The following is an 18,930-nucleotide window of genomic DNA, read 5'->3' as shown; positions in this document are numbered from 1 at the left end:
GTTATAGTTTTTTGGTTAGTACGATCTTAGCATTGTCGTTTTTTGCAATTTGTTCACGAAAAAGCCTGTACGGTTCATATTCCGCCTTATCATAATGGCCTTTATTGATCAACACCGACCTGGTATAGGTAAGCGTTCCGTCAGTATTTTTCTTCAGCGTGGTCTGATACTCGCCATACTTGCTCTTCAATTCAAAATCCTGGGGCAGGAATTCTATGTCAAAACCTTCCGGGAGTGTGATGGTAATTTCATCATAATCATAATAACCGCGTGTAATCTGGAAAGGATTCTCGCGGTTGCGATAGCGCTTCGGCGTATTCGGATTGGTATTGAAAACATTCGCCGCAAATATCATTTTGTTTCCGGTAACGCTCGTAAATCCTTTTGCCGATAGCTGCAGGTCCTGTACAAAATCGATTGCTTTCCTGTCATTTTTGTAACTTACCTTCTCTAACTTGAGATTGTTCAGGGTAAGGAAATATTCTTTATAAAACTTATCCTTCTCCTCCGCCGATAAAGCCTCATGCTGGTACACGCTGTCATACTGTGTCCCTTTTGAACTGATGTGCAGCATTCCGGAAAGATTCCCTTCAGCAGAAACGCTATAAGACCCTTTACTTATCTGGCTGTTGTCCCTCGCCGGGGTATCCGGTGTCCTGACGATACGCCCCCCTTCAGGCGTCACGACAAGCGCCTCCCTGCCATCGGTAAAAGTTCCCTGGTAACCGAACGGTGTCGTCTGGCTGGTGCATTCCAGCCATATGAATTTGTCGCCATCAGGGATGCATAAAATCATGTGATTACCCTGAAGCGCCGGAAAATCGGGCTGGAATCCACGCACGTTCCGATCACCATAGATAAGCACATCATAAGCCGGGACGTTGACCGCCTTTAGCAATGACCGCGTATAATTAGACAGTGCTTTACAATCGCCATAACCGAGTTTATCGACATCTTTGGCCAGCATGGGCTTGTATCCGCCAATACCCACCTGTATGCTGACGTAACGGGTTTTGCCTTGCACATATTCATAGACGATCCTGGCTATCTCAAGCGGATCCTTCTCATTCCCGACGAGCTGCTTTATTTTGGCGCGGGATTCTTCCGGAAGCTCATCAGTTCCTGTAAGCAGGCTGTCGTAATACCATTTCCCGTACTCTTCCCATGTTTTTGCGGCACCATCTACACCTTCGAGATTGAATTTCTCGACTTTCATATACACGACCGGAACGATGTCTGTGAGTTTGGGGCTGCTTTCTTCACCCTTAAGCGCACGCAGGTTTTGGGCTGTATAACTGATGCTGCCTGGTTTTTCAGTACGCTGCAGGTCGTACTGCGTCGAAAAATGGTCCTCTTTGTATTTAAAGCCCAGGGGTTCGGGATAAGTGACATTTATTACAGATTTTTCCGTACTGATATAATATCCCTCAAGGGGTGCCCAGGAAGGTACTAAGGCAGTATTGGAAGTTTCCACTTCGCTTTCGAAAACGAACGTAAACGGATATTGTACCGGAGTATAATCGAGGTGCAGCAGCCTGTTGTCCTGGAATACCGAAAATCCGTCGGCAGCGCTGAAATCCTTGAAATCCTTCCGCTTATACGATTTTATTTCCTTTCCTGAAGCATCGTACACAGTAGCCTGGATTTTGTTGATTTTCCTTTTGGAATCATAATACGCTGTCGCATTGATATCGTCAAGCCCATATTCATTCCATACAGTAACGGCCCTTTTTTCAGTGAGGATCATGCTGCGCTGGGAATTTATGGCAATATCCGTTTTAGACAAACGGACCACGGCATTGGCATTTTCTTTCAGTTCTTCAGCAATCAGAGAGACGGCAAAATTTTCTTTTTGGCAATAGCTTACCCACGAGACAAGCAAAAAAACAGCGCACGGGAAATACACTTTCATTTGATTTCAATTTCACCAAATGTAAACTTTTTTAAGAAATATTTAACTTTATTCCCGGTTTTTAGAATCAATCAAAATGGTGACCGGCCCGTCATTAATCAGCGCCACTTTCATGTCGGCTCCGAAAGTACCGGTTTGCACTTTATTCGGGGTAACGGCCTGCAATTCCTTTAAAAATGCTTCGTATAATGGGATGGCGGTTTCCGGGCGCGCCGCTTTTATGTAGGAAGGACGGTTTCCTTTTTTGGTTTGTGCATGAAGCGTGAACTGGCTTACGACAATGATGTCACCCTTGATGTCATTCACCGAAAGATTCATCACACTGTTTTCATCTCCAAAAATCCGCAGGTTGGTAATTTTGTTTACCAGCCAACTGATATCTTCCCTATTGTCCGTTTCTTCAATCCCAAGAAGCACCAACAGTCCGCTGCCAATCGATGCGGTAACCTGTCCATCAATCGTCACCGATGCCGATAAGACCCTTTGAATGACTACCCTCATGACTTGCGGGTTTCGTCGCTGGCCATGCGGTCGTCATTGTAAATATCGGTGCGGTAATGCTCGTCGTCGCCTTCAAGGATCTGCAGGTAGCTTTTATAGCGGGACCACGCAATGCGGTCGTCTTCCAGTGCGGCTTTTATCGCACAATGCGGCTCATCCTTGTGCAGGCAGTTGTTGAATTTACACTGCTCTTTAAGCTTAAAGAATTCCGGGAAATAATCGCTGATTTCACCTTTCTCCATATCCACAATGCCAAAGCCTTTGATCCCCGGCGTGTCGATAATTGTGGCATCAAACGAAAGGTCGTACATTTCTGCAAAAGTCGTCGTATGCTGGCCCTGCTTGCTTTGCTCGGAAATCTCGGTGGTCTTCAGTTTCAGATCGGGCTCGATTGCATTGACCAAAGTCGATTTCCCGACACCCGAATGCCCTGAAAACATGCTTACTTTCCCCAGCATCATGTCGCGCAGCTTATCGATTCCTTTCTTTTCGGTCGACGAAATCCGCAGGCATTTGTACCCGATTTCCTGGTAAATGTGCTGCAGGTACAATTGCTCGTCCAGCGTCTGTTCGGTCAGCGTATCGATTTTATTGAAAATCAAAACCGCCTCGATATCATACGCTTCGGCAGTGACCAGGAAACGGTCGATGAAGGTAGTGGTGGTAGGTGGGTTGTCAATCGTAACGAGCAGGAACACCAGGTCGATGTTCGCCGCAATGATATGAACCTGCTTGGAAAGGTTCACTGATTTGCGGATGATGTAATTCTTCCTGTCGTGGATGTGGTGGATGACACCGGTGGTCTTATCCGACTTCTCATCGAGCTCCAGGTCCACGATGTCGCCCACCGCAATCGGGTTGGTGCTCTTGATGCCCTGCATGCGGAATTTCCCTTTCATGCGGCATTCGATAAAATCCCCGCTTTCGGATTTTACCGTGTACCAGCTCCCCGTCGATTTGTAAACCGTTCCTGTCATGCGGCAAAGATAGGGATTTCAGTTGAAGTGGGGAGTGTTCAGTATTCAGTGGGCAGTGGCAGTAAGCAGTGCAGGACGTGAATTGCAAACTGTGACTGCTTACTGTAAACTTTTTCACGGCGGGCCCTAGTTCGTTTTGGGGATCCCGTACCATTTCCAAAACCACCCACATGTTTGATGAATAAACCTCAAGCCTCTGTTGTTGTGGCTTTATATTTTGATGCAGCGTGGGCACGGTTACCTTCAGTCTGTTCGCTACGTTCGAGTACAAATCTGCGCGATCGGGGTCTTGATGTTGAAAACCTCAGTAGTCTACTTTATACCTAAGGCATTCCTACTGCATATCACTATCCAAACAACCATGCTAAATGAGAGAAGTATATACAAAGTTGATAATGCGTCCCTAACCCGAATCTTTGATTTGGCAACTTCAGACATGGTTTTTAAAATACTTAGATATTTTTTTTTGTGAACATAAATAAAATAATTTAACACGAGGGCAAAAGCACTTACGATTATATGTAGCCATTTTGGATATGCGAGGGGATTTTTTAAGACAAAAACTAAATAGGCGAATATAATGGTTGTTATGTTTAACATAGTGAAGACGCTAACGCCCAGCAAAGCAGAAAAGACAGGAAAGTTTTTCTCTTTAACAATTTGAGTATTCCACCAATACATCCTATAAAAAAAATGATAAAGAAACAATTTCATAATTTATAATTTAGTCAAACCATTTACTAGGACCAGCAACTTTACCTAATTCATAACTCGCAGATATTAGTGCTCCCTGCCAGCCACCCCAAACTCCAAGTGCGCCAAAACCTAAATCAACGCCACCTCTTGCAATAGAACATTTTCCAGTTGCCGTATCGTATATTGATCCAGCCATACCATAATATCCAAGACCCTTTCCAGCATAGTTAAGTAATTTAGTAGCACCACCAAGCCCATAAGTTTTAATTTCCCCCGCACTTCCGCCTTTCCATCCTGAATAAATTTTTGGGCTAAAATTCGTTCCACCTTTGTTAAAGATTCTAAATGTTTTTCCTTTTAGGCCTTCATAACCTGCTGTTATACCCAGATCAATGCCAATCTTTACAAGGCTTCCAGTATTATCTCCCATTGCTTTAGTCGCCCAAGGCTTAACAGTAGCCCCTGTGCTGCAACCATTCCTTCTCCATATTCACCTATCCATTGAGTATTTTTTGCCGCACTATCCTGAAGGAGCACTGACGTTCCTTCGTACTCTTTCTTGAAAGCCTCACTTCTTTCGTTTGACACAACCACTGTTGCATTATTACCATCTTTAGTATTGGCCAACGTATTACCATTTTCATCTTCGTAATGAGTGTCTCCATCACTCGAATCCCACCAATCCCATCTCTAAAATCATAATAATTAACAGCAGATACATTGTTTCTAATGTCCACTTTCCGCCCATAACCAATATCCGTCTCCGCATCCACCGTAGAATCCGCCTCCATACCATCAGGATCAATAAAACGTACCGGGTTGTCTAAAGCATATGCATACGGCGAAAACCGTCGCGAAGTCTCCGCCAAAGGATTTATATTCATCCAACGTCCCAACGCCGCATCATAGTTACGCGCGCCGTAATTGTCCCATTGCAATCCCAGTTCGTTCTGCAGTTCCTTTTCCATTATATTTATATTGGTAAGGCAGGCGTGAACGCGGCACCAGGCTGATTCCTCCCTCAGGGTAAAGCTTGTCATAATCGACCTTACCCATGTTGTAGTTCATATGCTTGAGCCCGAACGGGTAATAGTTGTTCTCCTCCAGAATCTTCACAGTCGCATCATAATCATCAAACCCAAAACTCAGCCTGATGTTCCCCAGATGGTCCGTGTAGTTACACACATAATTAAAATGGTTCGTATCGTCAAAGAACGTGTTCCTTACATAGCCTTCGCTCGTCGGATTGCAGTTTTTGCTGGATGAGTCTGAAAAGCTTTTTTAATATGCGTTGTGGGTACGGATTGCAAATCCACGCGATCTAACCGTTGAACATCCGCGCGATCGGATACATTACCAGCTATTGCTTATTTTACAGGTAAATAATCATCCGGATATTCTTTTACTGCGTCCTTTAAAATCGATTCATAAAATATTTCAGAATATTTTTTATTCACCGCCTGCATACTGTCAATTTCTACAAGAGTTTTTGCTTTTCCGTTTAAAAACATCCTCATAGCAAAATAATCACCGTATAGCAGCGAATCCTTTGGAGACTTCCTGATTGAGTCAGTTATTCTATTAATATTCTCATTTATGTATGATTGAGATTTCACTTTATCCCTATTAAAATTCTTTAAGTAACGAACAACGTTCAATGTATTTTTCCTGTAATAAGTATTTATATTTTCATCTTCAATCAATAGTTTTTCCAATTCATCATATTTGTTCAAATTCATAAAAAGAGCTATGATTGGTAAAGAATTATTTCCTGTCAGACCTTCCTTTTTAAAATTCTTATTACATTTTAGTTTTTTGTAAACCGTTAATAAAACCTCCCTATCCTTTGTTTGAAAGAATTTAGTATTCGCTGAATTTACCAGATTATTTAATTCTCTATCTGATATATATCTTGTTGAACTATTACAAGACAAAATTGTAAAAAAGAATATGCAAAAGATTATTTTCATTGCTGTTAAGATAATACGAGATTAGTGAGAAAATTTAATTGATGTTGATAAATTTGTTGTGTTGGGAATACCAGTATTACCGAATGCTCCTATGAGTGACATTCCTGAAGTTCCATTAAAATATTGACCTTTAAAGTTAAAATTTAAATTAAAAGATTTTCCACTGTTGTTTTGTATTGAAGTACTATTCCAGTGGCTTGAATATGTTAAAGTCGGCACATCTCCACCACGCCTAAGCTCCGGTTGCTTGTTCATTACGGAAGCACTCATTTCATTCCCCTGCAATGTCATACTGAAGCCAACCATCTTAATTTCTACTCCTGGATAAGGAGCAACCACTTCTCCGGAAATAGAAGAACTGATGTTGACGCCATTAAACTGCTTGCTTTGTATACTTCCATCACTATTATATGTGGTTGTAACATCGGCGGCAATATTTACAGACATAGTAGTCTTTGCACTCATATTATTAAAACCCGCACCACTTGCAGAATAGGGGTTATCAAAATCTTCTGTAGAAATCAATCCTGTATCCCAGTCAGAAACTGACGAATTGCCTGAGTTGAACAAATCCTGAACTATCGCAACATCTTCTTTCCCTACATAAGAATACCCCTCAGGGGTGTCACTTTGAGAAGTCACTTCGTTTCTCCATTCATAAGCACCTGTTTCTTGGCTTTTTATCCAGTCATCACCTTCAATAGCACTCTCCCCATCAATCTTCTTTTCACCCATTTCAACCTCCGCATCCACAGTCGAATCCGCCTCCATACCATCAGGATCAATAAACCGCACCGGATTGTCCAAAGCATATGCATACGGCGAAAATCGTCGCGAAGTCTCCGCCAATGGATCCATATTCATCCAACGTCCCAACGCCGCATCATAGTTGCGCGCGCCGTAATCGTACCATTGCAATCCCAGCTCCGTCTGCAGTTCCTTGCCGTTATATTTATACTGGTAAGGCAGGCGGGCTCGTGGCACCAGGCTGATCCCGCCATCAGGGTAAAGCTTGTCATAATCGACCTTACCCATGTTGTAGTTCATATGCTTGAGTCCGAACGGGTAATAGTTGTTCTCCTCCAGAATCTTCACAGTCGCATCATAATCATCAAACCCAAAACTCAGCCTGATGTTCCCCAGATGGTCCGTATAGTTATACACATAATTGAAATGGTTCGTATCATCAAAGAACGTGTTCCTTACATAGCCTTCGCTGGTCGGGAAAAATTGCAAAATCCCCTTCTTGTACTGAAAACCGTCCAGGTAATACGTCGCTTCCGCATTGGGCAACGGCGGATCAGGGACGGGGTCCGCCATCTTGTAAACCACTTTTTTTAGCTTATTGCCAGTGGCATCGTAAAGATAGGTAATATAATTGTCTCCTGTACCGAATTGCACTTTCGTCGGCAAGTCCAGGTGGTTGTAAGTAATTGCCGTGATGTTCTTGTTCAGGTCTGAAGTCATGTTGCCGTTGTCGTCATACCCGTAGTCATTGCTGTTCGTATTCGCATCATTAAAGCCATTGGGGTTATCAGTGTCATCGTCAACACGGATCAGGCGGTTTAGGTTCTGTTCGCTATACGTATAGCTAAGGCTGTCGATCTGGAGGATATCGGTATCGTCGTCATATTCCCCGTTGCGTTGCAGGGTGCCTATATTGCCGTTCTTGTCATAGGATGCATGCTCGTAATACGAATCAATCATGACAGGCGTGCCGGTATCGGTATTCTTGGCATAATGTGCATCGGTAAGGCGGTCCAGCACATCATACGCATAACCGTACATGCGTTGCGTATCGTCGTTGTCGCTGATCCAGTAGGTTTCGGCAATGTTACCGTTAAAATGTTTCGTAACGTTGGGCATAGTATGTTCTACGGTGTTGTAATTGATCTTATAGGCAAACAGGTCGCGCATGCCGGAACTATCGTTCAGGTCGTTTACATTGTTAATTTTAGTGAGCCAGCCGCGTATGTTGTACGAATAATCGATATGCTGGTAAAAAGTATTTCCGGTAGTATCCTGTCCGCCGGTCTTTTTTACAATGAGCTGGCCAAGTTCATCATATTGATTATACGACAGCAGTTCGGGCGTGCCTGTGCCGATCTGGTGGATGTGCGACACAGGGCGCTCCTGCGCGTCATATGTAAAGTTGTCCTTCAACACGATTTCATCATCGGCATTGGTACGCCTGTGCATCGTCAGCGTATATTCAGGCTTGCCCGTAAAATCCAGCAGCGTGTTGACCTGCGTATGGCCGCCAATGTAGTTTTTGGAATAGGTGCTTACCGGCCTGCTCCTCTCGTCATACAGCACAAAAGAACTGGTTCCATTCGTATTATTGACCCCTTCAAGCGCCCGCACCCAGCTACCGGTAGCCATACCGTGTACGTTGTTCCGTATGGGCTGGGTCTCGATATCTGTCGGTAATGGCAGCGCCAGAGTCTCGTCGTAATCGTCATAGTAATTGATAGTCAGGATATGCAACCCATCCTGTGGCTTGACATTGTTACTGTAAGGAACCAGGATACCGTTGATGTTGTGCGCTTCGGCCTCTACCTCATGCAAAAACGAATTATCCTGGTCAAATTGAAGTGATTTCCTGTTTTCCCTAGTTGCTGCCTGGCTTTTCCACGCAGTGTAAACAACACGTCCCAATGCGTCATAACGGTTTGTAATCCATCCTGTTCCGCCATCAAGAAAGGGGGAAGCAGCAGGGCCGGTAAGTGCAACCCTGTCCAGTTTGTCATATACGATATATTCCCATTGCCTGCCTGGAAGCTTTTTCTCAGCAAGCCTGTTTCGCCTGTCGTAACGATACTGGTAACACAGCCCATTGATTGCATCCGTAGAGGTTGCGACTTCAGTGATGTTTGCTTTAGGCGGGATTACAAAGCTCAGGTTGCCATATTGGTCGTAAACATAATACGTATCGAAAGTCTCATTTTCTTTATATCGCCTCTTCAACACTACCCGGCCCTCCGGATTCTTGAATTCAGCGGTAGTATGCTCGTTTGGATAGGGCTGTCCAGTTCTCCAGTCTTCATCTTTCACTACCGACTTGTATAGCTCGCCTGGAGGATAATAGCTGCTGTAGCTTAGTGTTGCATCATAGATTTCGAAAGTGGGGTTCCAATTGGCGGTTACCTTGTAAAGCCTAACTTCATTAGCATCGTTACTAAGGATTTCAGATTTCAGTGTGTGTTCTGTAGCACTTGCCCAGGCATTGCCCGGTGCGGCCTGTTCTATCGGCCTCTTCATGGGTGAGGCTTCATATTTGGTCTCAGCGCCAAGATTCGTGGTGTTTTCGAAATCAGGATTGCCTGTGAGTGATCCGGAAGTATCTGCATAAAAGAGGGCCTGGTTTGATTCTGCACTAGTGTCAAATTCGGTACTGTTGTCTTGTCGGACATATGGAAGGTACTGGAAAGGCTGCCTGCCCAGCATGTCATATTTCATAAAAGTAATGAGGTCGTGTCCCAGTCCCGACTGCCCTTTTGCAATTTGCTGAACAGGCCTGCCAAGACCGTCAAGGTATGTGATACCGACGGTTTTATCTGCATCCGGAACAGATGTATAGTCATCTAATGGATCATACGGAAGCGCCTCTTTGAACAGCGTGGTCTCAACCCAATTGTGACCTGCAGCATCTTCGCTGGCGTAACGGTATTTATTGATGCCTACAAGATTATTGAGGTTGTCTGTAGAGGCGATCAGCCTCTGAAAAGTATCATAATAGAAATGAAGTGAATCCTTTTTAGGATCGGTTAATGAAACCAGCCCGGTTCCGGGGTTATGCACGAACGTAGTAATCATCGCTTTATCAAACGCCGGGGCATCCCTGAGCGCATTTATCGCTGGCAGGTTAGCTTCACTGAAGACATCCAAATACGGTGGAGGTCCCGTTGGATGAAATACCGCGCCATAAACCTTATCAAACGAAGCATTTTCTATCTTGGCAATAGGAAGCGTTTTATTGTATCCCCAGATATAAGTAGTATGTGCGCCACCGGGCATGGATACATCCTGAATGTTTCCTGAATCGTCGTAAGAGTTGTAGGTGATCCGCGTTTCAGGCGTTCCCGTCCCCTTGCTTACACGTACGCTTGCGGGAAGCCCGTCAGACCTGTAAGTATTGATCACTTGCTGCAACTGTTCCGAATCTTTCGAATAAGTTACAGTAACCGGGCTGTTGATGATATTGGCATTACGCATGGCCGTGATGCTGGCATTTTCAGAAGACGTAAAAAGGCCGAAATCATAATCACCTACAGGATATTCATACGCTGTCTTATAATGCTGTATCACACTGCCTTCCTTGATAAGCCTCTCCTGAGTCTTGACCTGATAGTTTAAATCATTATATACAAATGAATCGCTGGTCTCCACCATATTTGTAGAGGAACCGTTATAGAAGTATTCTTTCTTCACACTTCCGGTAAGTTTTGCCCATCCTGCTTTCAGGTCATCCGAAACATAGCTGAACGGTGCTGAAGGACCGCAGTTAAGCACGCCTCCGGGAAGGCAGCAACCGGGATGCCTGTCAAAATAACCCGTAATATTTGCGTAGTCATCATAGGTATCGAAAAATTGTTTCCAGCTGCACGATGTTTCGCCTATGGTATGGGTAACGGCGACCACATCCTCCTGATAACAATATGAATTGTCATTTACAGAAATCTTTTTACCGTCATTCCTGAACACGCTGGTTCGGAAAAGCAGCCCGCGTTTGTAATCAAGATTCATAGATGGCCGGAATGGATAAACGAATGTCGTCGGCGGGCTTGGCCATTCCCTTGCAGAACTGTAGGTGTAGTCTGTAAACCCATTATCAGTTTCACTCACGCGTACAGATTTGTAACCTACATAGTTCCCTTTCGAAAGTTCCGCCCCGATTTCATTGGTAGTGACCTCATACCCCACGCCTGTAGCGCCAAAAAATATCGAACCTGTACCTCCGTAAAACAATTGTTTCTGCTCCCCGAATTCATACGTTTTCCTGATATGATCAAGCCTGCTGTCAATAGCCCCCGAAGATAAAAAGTAGGGGCTAAGGTCTGAGCCTTCAATGTAACCATCCTGGTCCGGAAACTCCTGGCCATGCTCGGAATAGTTGTATTGAACGCGCCTTTTCAGTTCGGATCCTTCATAAAACATGATATTGGCAATCCTGACACCTCCGCCGATAAGATGTTTGTAGGCTTCGAAATATTCTTCAAATTCAAGACGGATTTTTATATAAAGGTCGATACCCTGAACCGGTCCATTACCAGGATTCTCCGGATCCTCAGGATCTAAACCAGGAGATTGATAGGTAGTCGGCTTTAACTTATAAATATAATGTCCTTCAGGCAGTAATTTTTGGAGGCCTTCCGAATTTGCCAGAGGTAATTTATAGCCGGTATTTGTATCAGTATTATAGAACTCGATATCATAAAGTGCTATCGGAGGTATCCCTACTGCTCCACCGCAATCGTGTTCACTTGCATCGCTGTAGCTGGCATATATTATTTGCTCATGGGTTAGGTAGAAACCCGGAAATGTATTGACGGGGTTTAAAGTACAGGTATTTGTGTTGCCAAACCCGTAAGTCCTGCAGGCACTGGAATTGACATGAAAACGCTGCGAGCTTGTTCCATAATTGTAATTGCGTGGATTTGCCTTAAAATCTGTAATCGGTGTGCTGCCGTTGAAGGAATAAGTATGTGGTTCGAACCCGAATGTTGTCTTTCCTCCCGTAGGATAGCTGATACTTTCCAATAATCCATAATAAGAAGCCTGCCAATTGTATTCGTTATAGGTATGGCCGGGTACATGTCCTTTGAAAAAAGTACGGGTATATCCCCACTCATCCTCGTTTTCTTGATCCCCGAATGAAGGCAGCAATTGTTTGTTATTGTATTTCAAATCATATCCGAGCGTACCGTTTTCCGTAACTTTCACCAGGAATAACCTTTGGCCGTTATTTATGCCATCGTAATTAAGGTCAAATTCCTTAATAAGGGTATTAGTGCCCTTTTTATATTCAACTTTTGTCAGGTAAACGCCATCTGTTTCGGGATGGCTGTGTGCGGCCGATACCGTGAATGCAAGCCTGGTACCATCTTTAAAAAAGATACCAGCCAGTTTCTTTGTTTCTGCAACAATAGCCGTAGTGGCGGTGCTCCTTTCAGGGCGTATCATGGAAGTGTTGTAAGGATTGTGGAGTTCCACATCACTAAGGTTGGTTACCTTATTGATTGTAATGCTGGGCACCCCATCATAAGCTTCGGTTGAATCATCATATGTAAAAGTGGCTAACAACTGCCCTAAAGCCCCCCTGATCTCAGACAAATGCCAGGACGAAGTATAGCTCGTGATGGGATGGTCCATTGACGGCGCGATGGGTTCAGTACTATTATAAGGAACAGCGACCGCAGAAGTAGTGGACGTGATGGTTTCCTTCTGGTCAAAAAGGTAAGAATTCCCATTGGCATCGATTACCTTAAACCTGATGATGTTGTAATTCATATCATAATCACCGGGCGCTAAAACAACCTTGACAGCATTATCCTTTGTTAATAGTTTTGGCACCAAAATCGAGCCAACCTTATCGACGATAAATCGTCCCGTATACCCCAGCACGCTAAACTGGTACAGATCCGGTTCACAGTCGTAGCGATTCAACCTGGTCCCGTTAACGTTCCACCTGAATTCACTTCTTTGGGCTTCGGAATAAGAATTATAATTCCAATATACATCAAGGTGGTAAATTCCTGTTGCAATCTTATGGGTATCATATAAAGTGGGTTTTTTTGCCTCATCAGGAACGCCACGGACCGTCCTTGAGATGACCCCGCCCGCATCCAGCGACCAACCCGTACCGGTCCAACCCGAGCGTTCGTTGACACGCACACCCATCGTATTGTATTTGAGCGTTGCCGACAGTGTCAGTCCTGACCCTAAATTCTTTGAAACCAGCGGAATCGTAATATCCGGTTGCCCTGTGTATTTATCGACAGGCACTTCTTCAAAGTGCATCAGGCCCGCAACCGTAGGTGAAGGCGGTGTAATGGAAGGAAGGGAAGGCATGGTTGCCAATTCCTGCGCATTCGATAATAGTGTGGTAAATAACACAGCTATTAAAGCCGCTTTTTGTATGATGGATTGAATTGTCTTCATTGTTCTTGATTTTGGAGTTGGGAAACTATTTGGTAATGCCTTTTATGATTTTCATGGAAGCATCCCCTTTGTTTGTAGATATCTTCACAATATAAATCCCTTCCGGATAAGAGGATAAATTTACCGGTACTGTACGACTATCAATCTTAAACGATTGCAGCTGCCGCCCGGATAAGTCATAAACCTCAGCGGTGCCCCTGTCAAAATCAAAACCAATCACCACATTTGTGAACGATACAGCGGGATTTGGGAATGCCTCGATTTTGGCTTTTTCTTCCTCGCCTTTATTTTTATCCTTTAATTTCACGACCCAGAAATCCTTGCCGCCATAGTTGGTTTTCTTCTCGCGTGATGCGCCAAGCCCTTGTTTAGGGCCTCGCTGCTGCCCGGCTGCACCGCCATTGTGTCCGTTACTCTGCGTTCCGTGTCCCGTTCCCAATACATTTCCAGCCTGGCCGAATCCCACCTTAGCGCGTGAATCCTCCTTTTGGCCCAGTGCCTCTTTCATGGCATTGGCTCCGGCATCCACTTTATCTTTATAATAATCGTTTATCTTATCAGTACCTTCGTTTACAGCATCGTCCATGGCTTTCTGTGCTTTTTCGGCACCGGCAAGCTGTCCGGAAGTATCCACGCCGTTCACTAATTTTTTGTCTTTCGGTCTTGCGGACTTCCTGACTTGTTCCGGATTTGAAGTACCTGCCAGCAAATACCCGCCATCGCGCGTCATGATGGCTTTACGCAGGATGTCCTCTCCATCACTCCCGACGGATTTATCCCAGAGTACGTCTCCTTTTTCGGAAACCTTGAGCAGGATGTAGTCGTTGATGCCTTCACTGTCCTTCACTTTCTCGGACTGTGCAAAACCGCCAATCACAAAGCTGTGGTCTTCATTTTCTACAATGGAGGTCAGGATGTCCGCCTTGCCAAAATCATAGGTCTGCTGCCAGAGAATATTGCCTTGTTCATTGAGTTTTACCACCCAGAAATCGGTGCCGTCACCATTGGTTTTACTTTTGTTTCCCGTAGCGCTGCTGTTCGAATTCCCGCCCAGGATATAACCTTTATCATAAGTCTGGTGCACTGCAAACAACTGGTCGTCCATATCCCCGCCCAGTGTGCGCTGCCATGTGATACCACCGTCCTTATCCAGTTTCAGTACCCAGTAGTCATTTCCTTTGCCGAAGTTGCCTGCTTCTTTTTCACTTGATGTTACATGCTTTGACAGTGCCTGCCCAATACCCGCTGGACTGTTGGAGTATCCTCCTAAAATATAGCCTCCATCAGTGGTCTGCTCCATGCTTTTGAGCATGTCTGCATATTTGCCGCCATAGGTATGCTGCCATTGTTCCTCGCCTTTACTGTCGACCTTGATGATCCAGTAATCCATATTGCCGCGGCTGTCCTCTTTTTTGGAACAGGGCAATGGTTGTGCACCATCATTGATTCGCGAGGAAGCGGAGTTGCCGCCGATCAGATAACCGCCGTCGCGTGTAGCAATGACAGTGATTAAATCGTCCTGCCCGACACCGCCGTACGTTTTCTGCCATTCTTCTTCGCCTTTGGCATTGAGCTTGATGACCCAGTAATCATTGCCGCCAAAACCTTCCTTGGCTTTACCCTTACCCTTTTGGGAATTGGAGGTGCCTGCGAGTATAAAACCGCCATCAGGGGTACATTTTAATGATTGCAATAAATCGCTGCCAGAGCCACCGAAGGATTTTTGCCATTCTTCGCGGCCACGCTCATCCATCTTCCACACCCAGTAGTCCAGGTCGCCACCAATGGGCCCGTCGGCTTTATTGCCGGAGGCGGTGGACAGCGAACTCCCCGCAAGGATAAAGCCATAATCGGCGGTAGGTTGTACATCGAAGAGATAGTCGGCCTGGCGGCCGCCATAGGACTGTTCCCATTGGATGTCCTGCGCAGCGGCAAAGACAGGCAACAGCAACAACACAAACAGGGCGGTTGTCTTCATGATATGGTGTTTTAAGTGTTTTCGGTCTGGAGGAGTCTCTTGGGGAAACAGTCCTTTTCTTCCCATTTTACTTTAGGGCATATGTGGGAACAGGATAAATTTACTACACCAAAATCAAAAAATCGCTTGCTGATTTCGCAAAAATATAACCGTAAAAATACTTGGTTTAATGCTGTAAAAACAATCATTTCACTGATCTAATGAAGATTATACAATGTCGTTACTGAACAGAATAATGAATTACCCGGTAGTGTAGATGGTAACCGTCCCACCGTTCATTTCAATCCCAAAACGGCCGTGCAGTCATTCCTGATGACTGTGTACGGGTTCCGGATGGATGTACACGCGGCGCACACGACTGTGCATCCGCCCCGCTGGAGCACGTCGCCATCAACATCGATGCAGAGCCGTTTACCGCAAACAGCAAAGGCAATTTCCAGTTCAATTCATTGCCCGAAGGGGGAGCATATTCTGCGCGCATTGAAATGCGTTACCTATAATTATCGCTCATAAAACAAAAATGGGCAGTCGTGCAATATAATCCTGCACGTACTGCCCACTCTATTTCTGTAAAAAGCTTAATCCAAAAACATCCGCCCCAGCTTATCCTGGGATTTCCTTGAAGCATAAATAATGTATTCATTCGCACTTTTCCTGCAGTACACACCCGGGCGGATCACCACCTGGTGCTTCACGATTTCATCAGGGTCCTTCCTGGTGATGTTTCCTTTATCATCAAAAGTGAATAAGGTAGGCACTGAGTTGTTGTAGTTGCCCAGTGACTTGATTTTCTCGATATCGGTGACACCTTTGTTTTTGGCATTGTCATTAAAAACGATGTTGAGTTCACCATTGCTGTAAATCGGGATGGCACTCAGGTATTCCGGCCCTTTGCCCATAACGCCCAACGGGAAAGTAAGGCTGACCCCAACCCTGAAATTTCCAGAACCAACCACTGCAAACAGGTTGAAACTCGTTACGGTGATGCTCGCAGACTGCTCCTTTGGCACTACATTGCTCCAGTCCAGTGTGCCGTCGGGCTTCAGGCTGGTCACGATGATTTCATTGGTGGTGTAGGTGATCGGCGTGAATCCGAGGGGTCCGATACCGCTCGTCTGCCCGACGTATACGGTCTGGTATTCTGACAACACGATGAGGCCGCCGTCATTTTTCTCGATAATGGAATGGATGTTATACAATGGTTTGACATCCCTGCCTTTCTTGGCCTTCCTTTCGCCAAGCAATTTTACTTTAGTAGCATAATCAAATTCGTTAAATACCAGGTTGCCCACGGTGTTTCCCGAAAGGTTTACCGTCGCATTGTAAACGCCCTTCAAATCCCAGTTGGCACGCCCGCTTTCCCTGACGCTTGAATAAAATCCGGTGAGGTGTACGATGCCATTGTTGGTAGAAAGCATTTTACAGTTGATGATTTCCTTGTCGGTTACATCAATATTGACTACTTCTTTTGTGTAGTTGTTTTGGTTTTTGAACAGGAATAATTGAAACTTCTCTACATGTTCTTTCTTTTTATTGTCGCGATAACCTTCGTTCACCACCAAAAAAACATCATCGTTGTCATTCACGTCGAAATCCGAAATCGTAAACTGGAAATCCTTCTTATTGTCGTCAAAAGACACTTTGTCCTCTGTAAAGAAAGCCTGATTCATGTTTTCGTCAAAAAGTTTGATTTCATACTTCATCGCATCTTCCTTATCAAAAAGTGCGGTATGCATCACCAACAGCATCCGTTCATCGGGCGATTTCCTGAAGTAGAATCCGCCGCGATCAGAGCTCCTGGCCACCTTGGATTCAAAAAGCGTGATCTGGTCCTTGGACAGGATTCCCTTGTCAGAAACCCCGATAGCCACCAGCGTAAAGACTTTATCCTTGCGGTGGTATACGCTTCCGATAACATAAATCTTATCATTCAGCAGGAACACATCTTCAAAATCCACATCCTTATCCTTGATTTCAGGCATAATGATTGGCTTGTTCGAGGTGAGCTTCATGGCTTTGGAATCGAAAATCTTCAGTGAGTAATCGCTTTTGCCTTTAAGGACCAACGTATAAATGTGGTCGTTGGCTTCACCGATAATCTTTACGATTTTCCCGGAATCATCTGTAATTTCTTCTCCGTAATTGATGGATAATTTGTCGATTTTTGTCTGTGCATTGCCGGAAAAGCAGCACAAAACAATACCCATAAGGGCAGTGTAAAGCGTTTTTTTCATTGTAACGGGTTATGTTTTATTGTTTTTTATGGACTGCGATGATACGAAAAAATGTGGTTGTTCACAAGTTTTCAGTCCCAGTTGCAACTACGTAAGCCAGCTGATTAAAAGTAAGCGGGGTTTGGGCTCAGTATTCAGGTATTGGGCTTAAATGAGACTGCAAATTAAGAACGCATCACCTTCTCCTGATGGCTGATGCTTTCCTGATGGATCGCCTTGAAGATCTTGAGGATAAATTCTTCACTAAGCCCTTTTTGCTCTCCTTCCAAAATCATTTTGCCAAGGATTTCATTCCAGCGCTTGTTTTGCAGCACCGCTACGTTTTTTGCTTTTTTCAATGCTCCGATCTGTTCCGAAACCTTCATCCTGCTGCCCAGTATTTCGATGAGTTTACTGTCGGCCACATCGATATTGGCGCGCAGCTTGATCATCTCCATATTGAAATCATCCTCGTCCGATGTTTGCCTCCTGATTTTCAGGTTCTGGCAGATCATCTTCAGCGCAGATGGCGTCACCTGCTGTGCGGCATCACTCCACGCATGGTCAGGATCGTCGTGCGTTTCAATCATCAAACCGTCATAATTCAGGTCGAGTGCCTGTTGCGACACTTCCAGGATCATGTCGCGCCTGCCTGTGATGTGCGAGGGATCACAGATTAATGGCAAATCAGGAAAGCGGCTCTGCAATGAAATGGCAATCTGCCATTCGGGGATGTTGCGGTATTTGGTTTTTTCATAAGTTGAAAACCCACGGTGTATCACGCCCAGTTTCTTAATCCCGGCATTGTAAAGCCTTTCCACGCCGCCAATCCATAAGGCAAGATCGGGATTGACCGGATTTTTCACCAAAACGATTTTGTCGGTCCCCTGTAAGGCATCCGCGATTTCCTGTACCGCAAACGGATTGACGGTCGTCCTGGCGCCTATCCACAGCACATCGATGTCGTGGTCGATGGCCAGTTTCACATGCGTCGCATTCGCTACTTCAACTGCCATTAACAGGCCGGTTTCGGCTTTTGCTTTCTGCAGCCACTTCAGCCCGATCGCACCCACGCCTTCAAAGCCTCCGGGCCGTGTCCTGGGCTTCCAGATCCCTGCCCTGAAGATACTGGCATCCGAGTGCTTTAACTCGTGTGCGATCCTTAACACCTGCTTTTCGGTTTCAGCACTGCACGGCCCGGCAATCACCAGTGGATGATCGAGTTTGAAATCATCAAGCCATTTCCTCATTTCAATGTTATTCTTCATAGTAGTTGCAGCGTGGAACCCGATCGCAAAGATAATGCCATCCGTGTCTTAATTTAGATAAAGGCATAAAAAAATCCCGATTCACACCGGGATTTATATTTGTCTTGAATTAATAATTTTCAAATAACCGTACAGCAACCATGCTTAAAAGCAAACGGATTGGTGCCACAAAAAGCGATCAATAAACACGGCTTTTTTGTTATCAGGGCTAAAATATAAAAATTTGGTTTCGTTTCGACAAAAGAATTATTTTT

At 44.9% G+C, this 18,930-nt stretch carries 12 protein-coding genes; all 12 read right to left on the bottom strand.

Annotation, left to right across the window (positions count from 1 at the left end):
* Position 1 precedes the first annotated feature (1 nt).
* The 12 genes from HYN49_RS06190 to HYN49_RS06135 all read right to left on the bottom strand — a co-directional run bounded on the left by HYN49_RS06190 (position 2) and on the right by HYN49_RS06135 (position 18,676).
* Positions 2–1,912 (bottom strand): DUF3857 domain-containing protein, encoded by a 1,911-nt coding sequence (locus HYN49_RS06190; protein WP_108903307.1) that lies wholly within the window; start codon positions 1,910–1,912, stop codon positions 2–4.
* A gap of 48 nt (positions 1,913–1,960) precedes the next feature.
* Positions 1,961–2,413, bottom strand: a complete 453-nt coding sequence (gene dtd, locus HYN49_RS06185) for a D-aminoacyl-tRNA deacylase (RefSeq protein ID WP_108903306.1) — start codon at positions 2,411–2,413, stop codon at positions 1,961–1,963.
* Positions 2,410–3,390, bottom strand: coding sequence for a ribosome small subunit-dependent GTPase A (gene rsgA / locus HYN49_RS06180; RefSeq protein ID WP_108903305.1), 981 nt, complete (start codon positions 3,388–3,390; stop codon positions 2,410–2,412). Before rsgA ends, dtd begins: the two co-directional genes overlap by 4 nt.
* A 724-nt stretch (positions 3,391–4,114) precedes the next feature.
* Complete coding sequence (locus tag HYN49_RS06170) at positions 4,115–4,516, bottom strand: hypothetical protein (RefSeq protein WP_108903303.1); 402 nt, start codon at positions 4,514–4,516, stop codon at positions 4,115–4,117.
* Between the two features lie 64 nt (positions 4,517–4,580).
* Positions 4,581–5,054 carry an RHS repeat domain-containing protein gene (locus HYN49_RS06165; RefSeq protein ID WP_245892274.1) on the bottom strand — a complete coding sequence of 158 codons (474 nt, stop codon included), beginning with the start codon at positions 5,052–5,054 and terminating at the stop codon, positions 4,581–4,583.
* Positions 4,996–5,271 (bottom strand): hypothetical protein, encoded by a 276-nt coding sequence (locus tag HYN49_RS15235; protein WP_245892272.1) that lies wholly within the window; start codon positions 5,269–5,271, stop codon positions 4,996–4,998. The genes HYN49_RS06165 and HYN49_RS15235 overlap by 59 nt, the downstream gene beginning before the upstream one ends.
* Positions 5,272–5,453: 182 nt before the next feature.
* Positions 5,454–6,056: a hypothetical protein gene (locus HYN49_RS15085; protein ID WP_146185058.1), complete on the bottom strand. Its 603-nt coding sequence runs from the start codon at positions 6,054–6,056 to the stop codon at positions 5,454–5,456.
* Positions 6,057–6,077: 21 nt separating this feature from the next.
* Positions 6,078–13,217 carry a DUF6443 domain-containing protein gene (locus HYN49_RS06155; RefSeq protein WP_108903301.1) on the bottom strand — a complete coding sequence of 2,380 codons (7,140 nt, stop codon included), beginning with the start codon at positions 13,215–13,217 and terminating at the stop codon, positions 6,078–6,080.
* Positions 13,218–13,242: 25 nt separating this feature from the next.
* On the bottom strand, positions 13,243–15,195 hold the full coding sequence (locus HYN49_RS06150; protein ID WP_108904979.1) for a T9SS type A sorting domain-containing protein: 1,953 nt from the start codon (positions 15,193–15,195) through the stop codon (positions 13,243–13,245).
* A gap of 280 nt (positions 15,196–15,475) precedes the next feature.
* On the bottom strand, positions 15,476–15,676 hold the full coding sequence (locus tag HYN49_RS06145) for a hypothetical protein (protein WP_108903300.1): 201 nt from the start codon (positions 15,674–15,676) through the stop codon (positions 15,476–15,478).
* A gap of 97 nt (positions 15,677–15,773) precedes the next feature.
* Entirely contained in the window at positions 15,774–17,429 is a 1,656-nt protein-coding gene (locus HYN49_RS06140) for a hypothetical protein (RefSeq protein ID WP_108903299.1), read from the bottom strand.
* Positions 17,430–17,593: 164 nt separating this feature from the next.
* Positions 17,594–18,676 (bottom strand): bifunctional 3-deoxy-7-phosphoheptulonate synthase/chorismate mutase type II, encoded by a 1,083-nt coding sequence (locus HYN49_RS06135; RefSeq protein WP_108903298.1) that lies wholly within the window; start codon positions 18,674–18,676, stop codon positions 17,594–17,596.
* Between the last annotated feature and the right edge of the window lie 254 nt (positions 18,677–18,930).

Source organism: Flavobacterium pallidum (genome assembly GCF_003097535.1).
Lineage (GTDB): Bacteria > Bacteroidota > Bacteroidia > Flavobacteriales > Flavobacteriaceae > Flavobacterium > Flavobacterium pallidum.
This window is presented reverse-complemented; position numbering and strand designations above follow the sequence as displayed.

Bases quoted from the DNA above. Each gene is read 5' to 3' on its own strand.
- HYN49_RS06145 (WP_108903300.1), bottom strand. From the start codon at position 15,676: ATGCGCGCAGAATATGCTCCCCCTTCGGGCAATGAATTGAACTGGAAA.
- HYN49_RS15085 (WP_146185058.1), bottom strand. From the start codon at position 6,056: ATGAAAATAATCTTTTGCATATTCTTTTTTACAATTTTGTCTTGTAAT.
- HYN49_RS06135 (WP_108903298.1), bottom strand. From the start codon at position 18,676: ATGAAGAATAACATTGAAATGAGGAAATGGCTTGATGATTTCAAACTC.
- HYN49_RS06190 (WP_108903307.1), bottom strand. From the start codon at position 1,912: ATGAAAGTGTATTTCCCGTGCGCTGTTTTTTTGCTTGTCTCGTGGGTA.
- HYN49_RS06165 (WP_245892274.1), bottom strand. From the start codon at position 5,054: ATGGAAAAGGAACTGCAGAACGAACTGGGATTGCAATGGGACAATTAC.
- HYN49_RS06140 (WP_108903299.1), bottom strand. From the start codon at position 17,429: ATGAAAAAAACGCTTTACACTGCCCTTATGGGTATTGTTTTGTGCTGC.
- HYN49_RS06155 (WP_108903301.1), bottom strand. From the start codon at position 13,217: ATGAAGACAATTCAATCCATCATACAAAAAGCGGCTTTAATAGCTGTG.
- rsgA (WP_108903305.1), bottom strand. From the start codon at position 3,390: ATGACAGGAACGGTTTACAAATCGACGGGGAGCTGGTACACGGTAAAA.
- HYN49_RS06150 (WP_108904979.1), bottom strand. From the start codon at position 15,195: ATGAAGACAACCGCCCTGTTTGTGTTGTTGCTGTTGCCTGTCTTTGCC.
- HYN49_RS06170 (WP_108903303.1), bottom strand. From the start codon at position 4,516: ATGGGAGATAATACTGGAAGCCTTGTAAAGATTGGCATTGATCTGGGT.
- dtd (WP_108903306.1), bottom strand. From the start codon at position 2,413: ATGAGGGTAGTCATTCAAAGGGTCTTATCGGCATCGGTGACGATTGAT.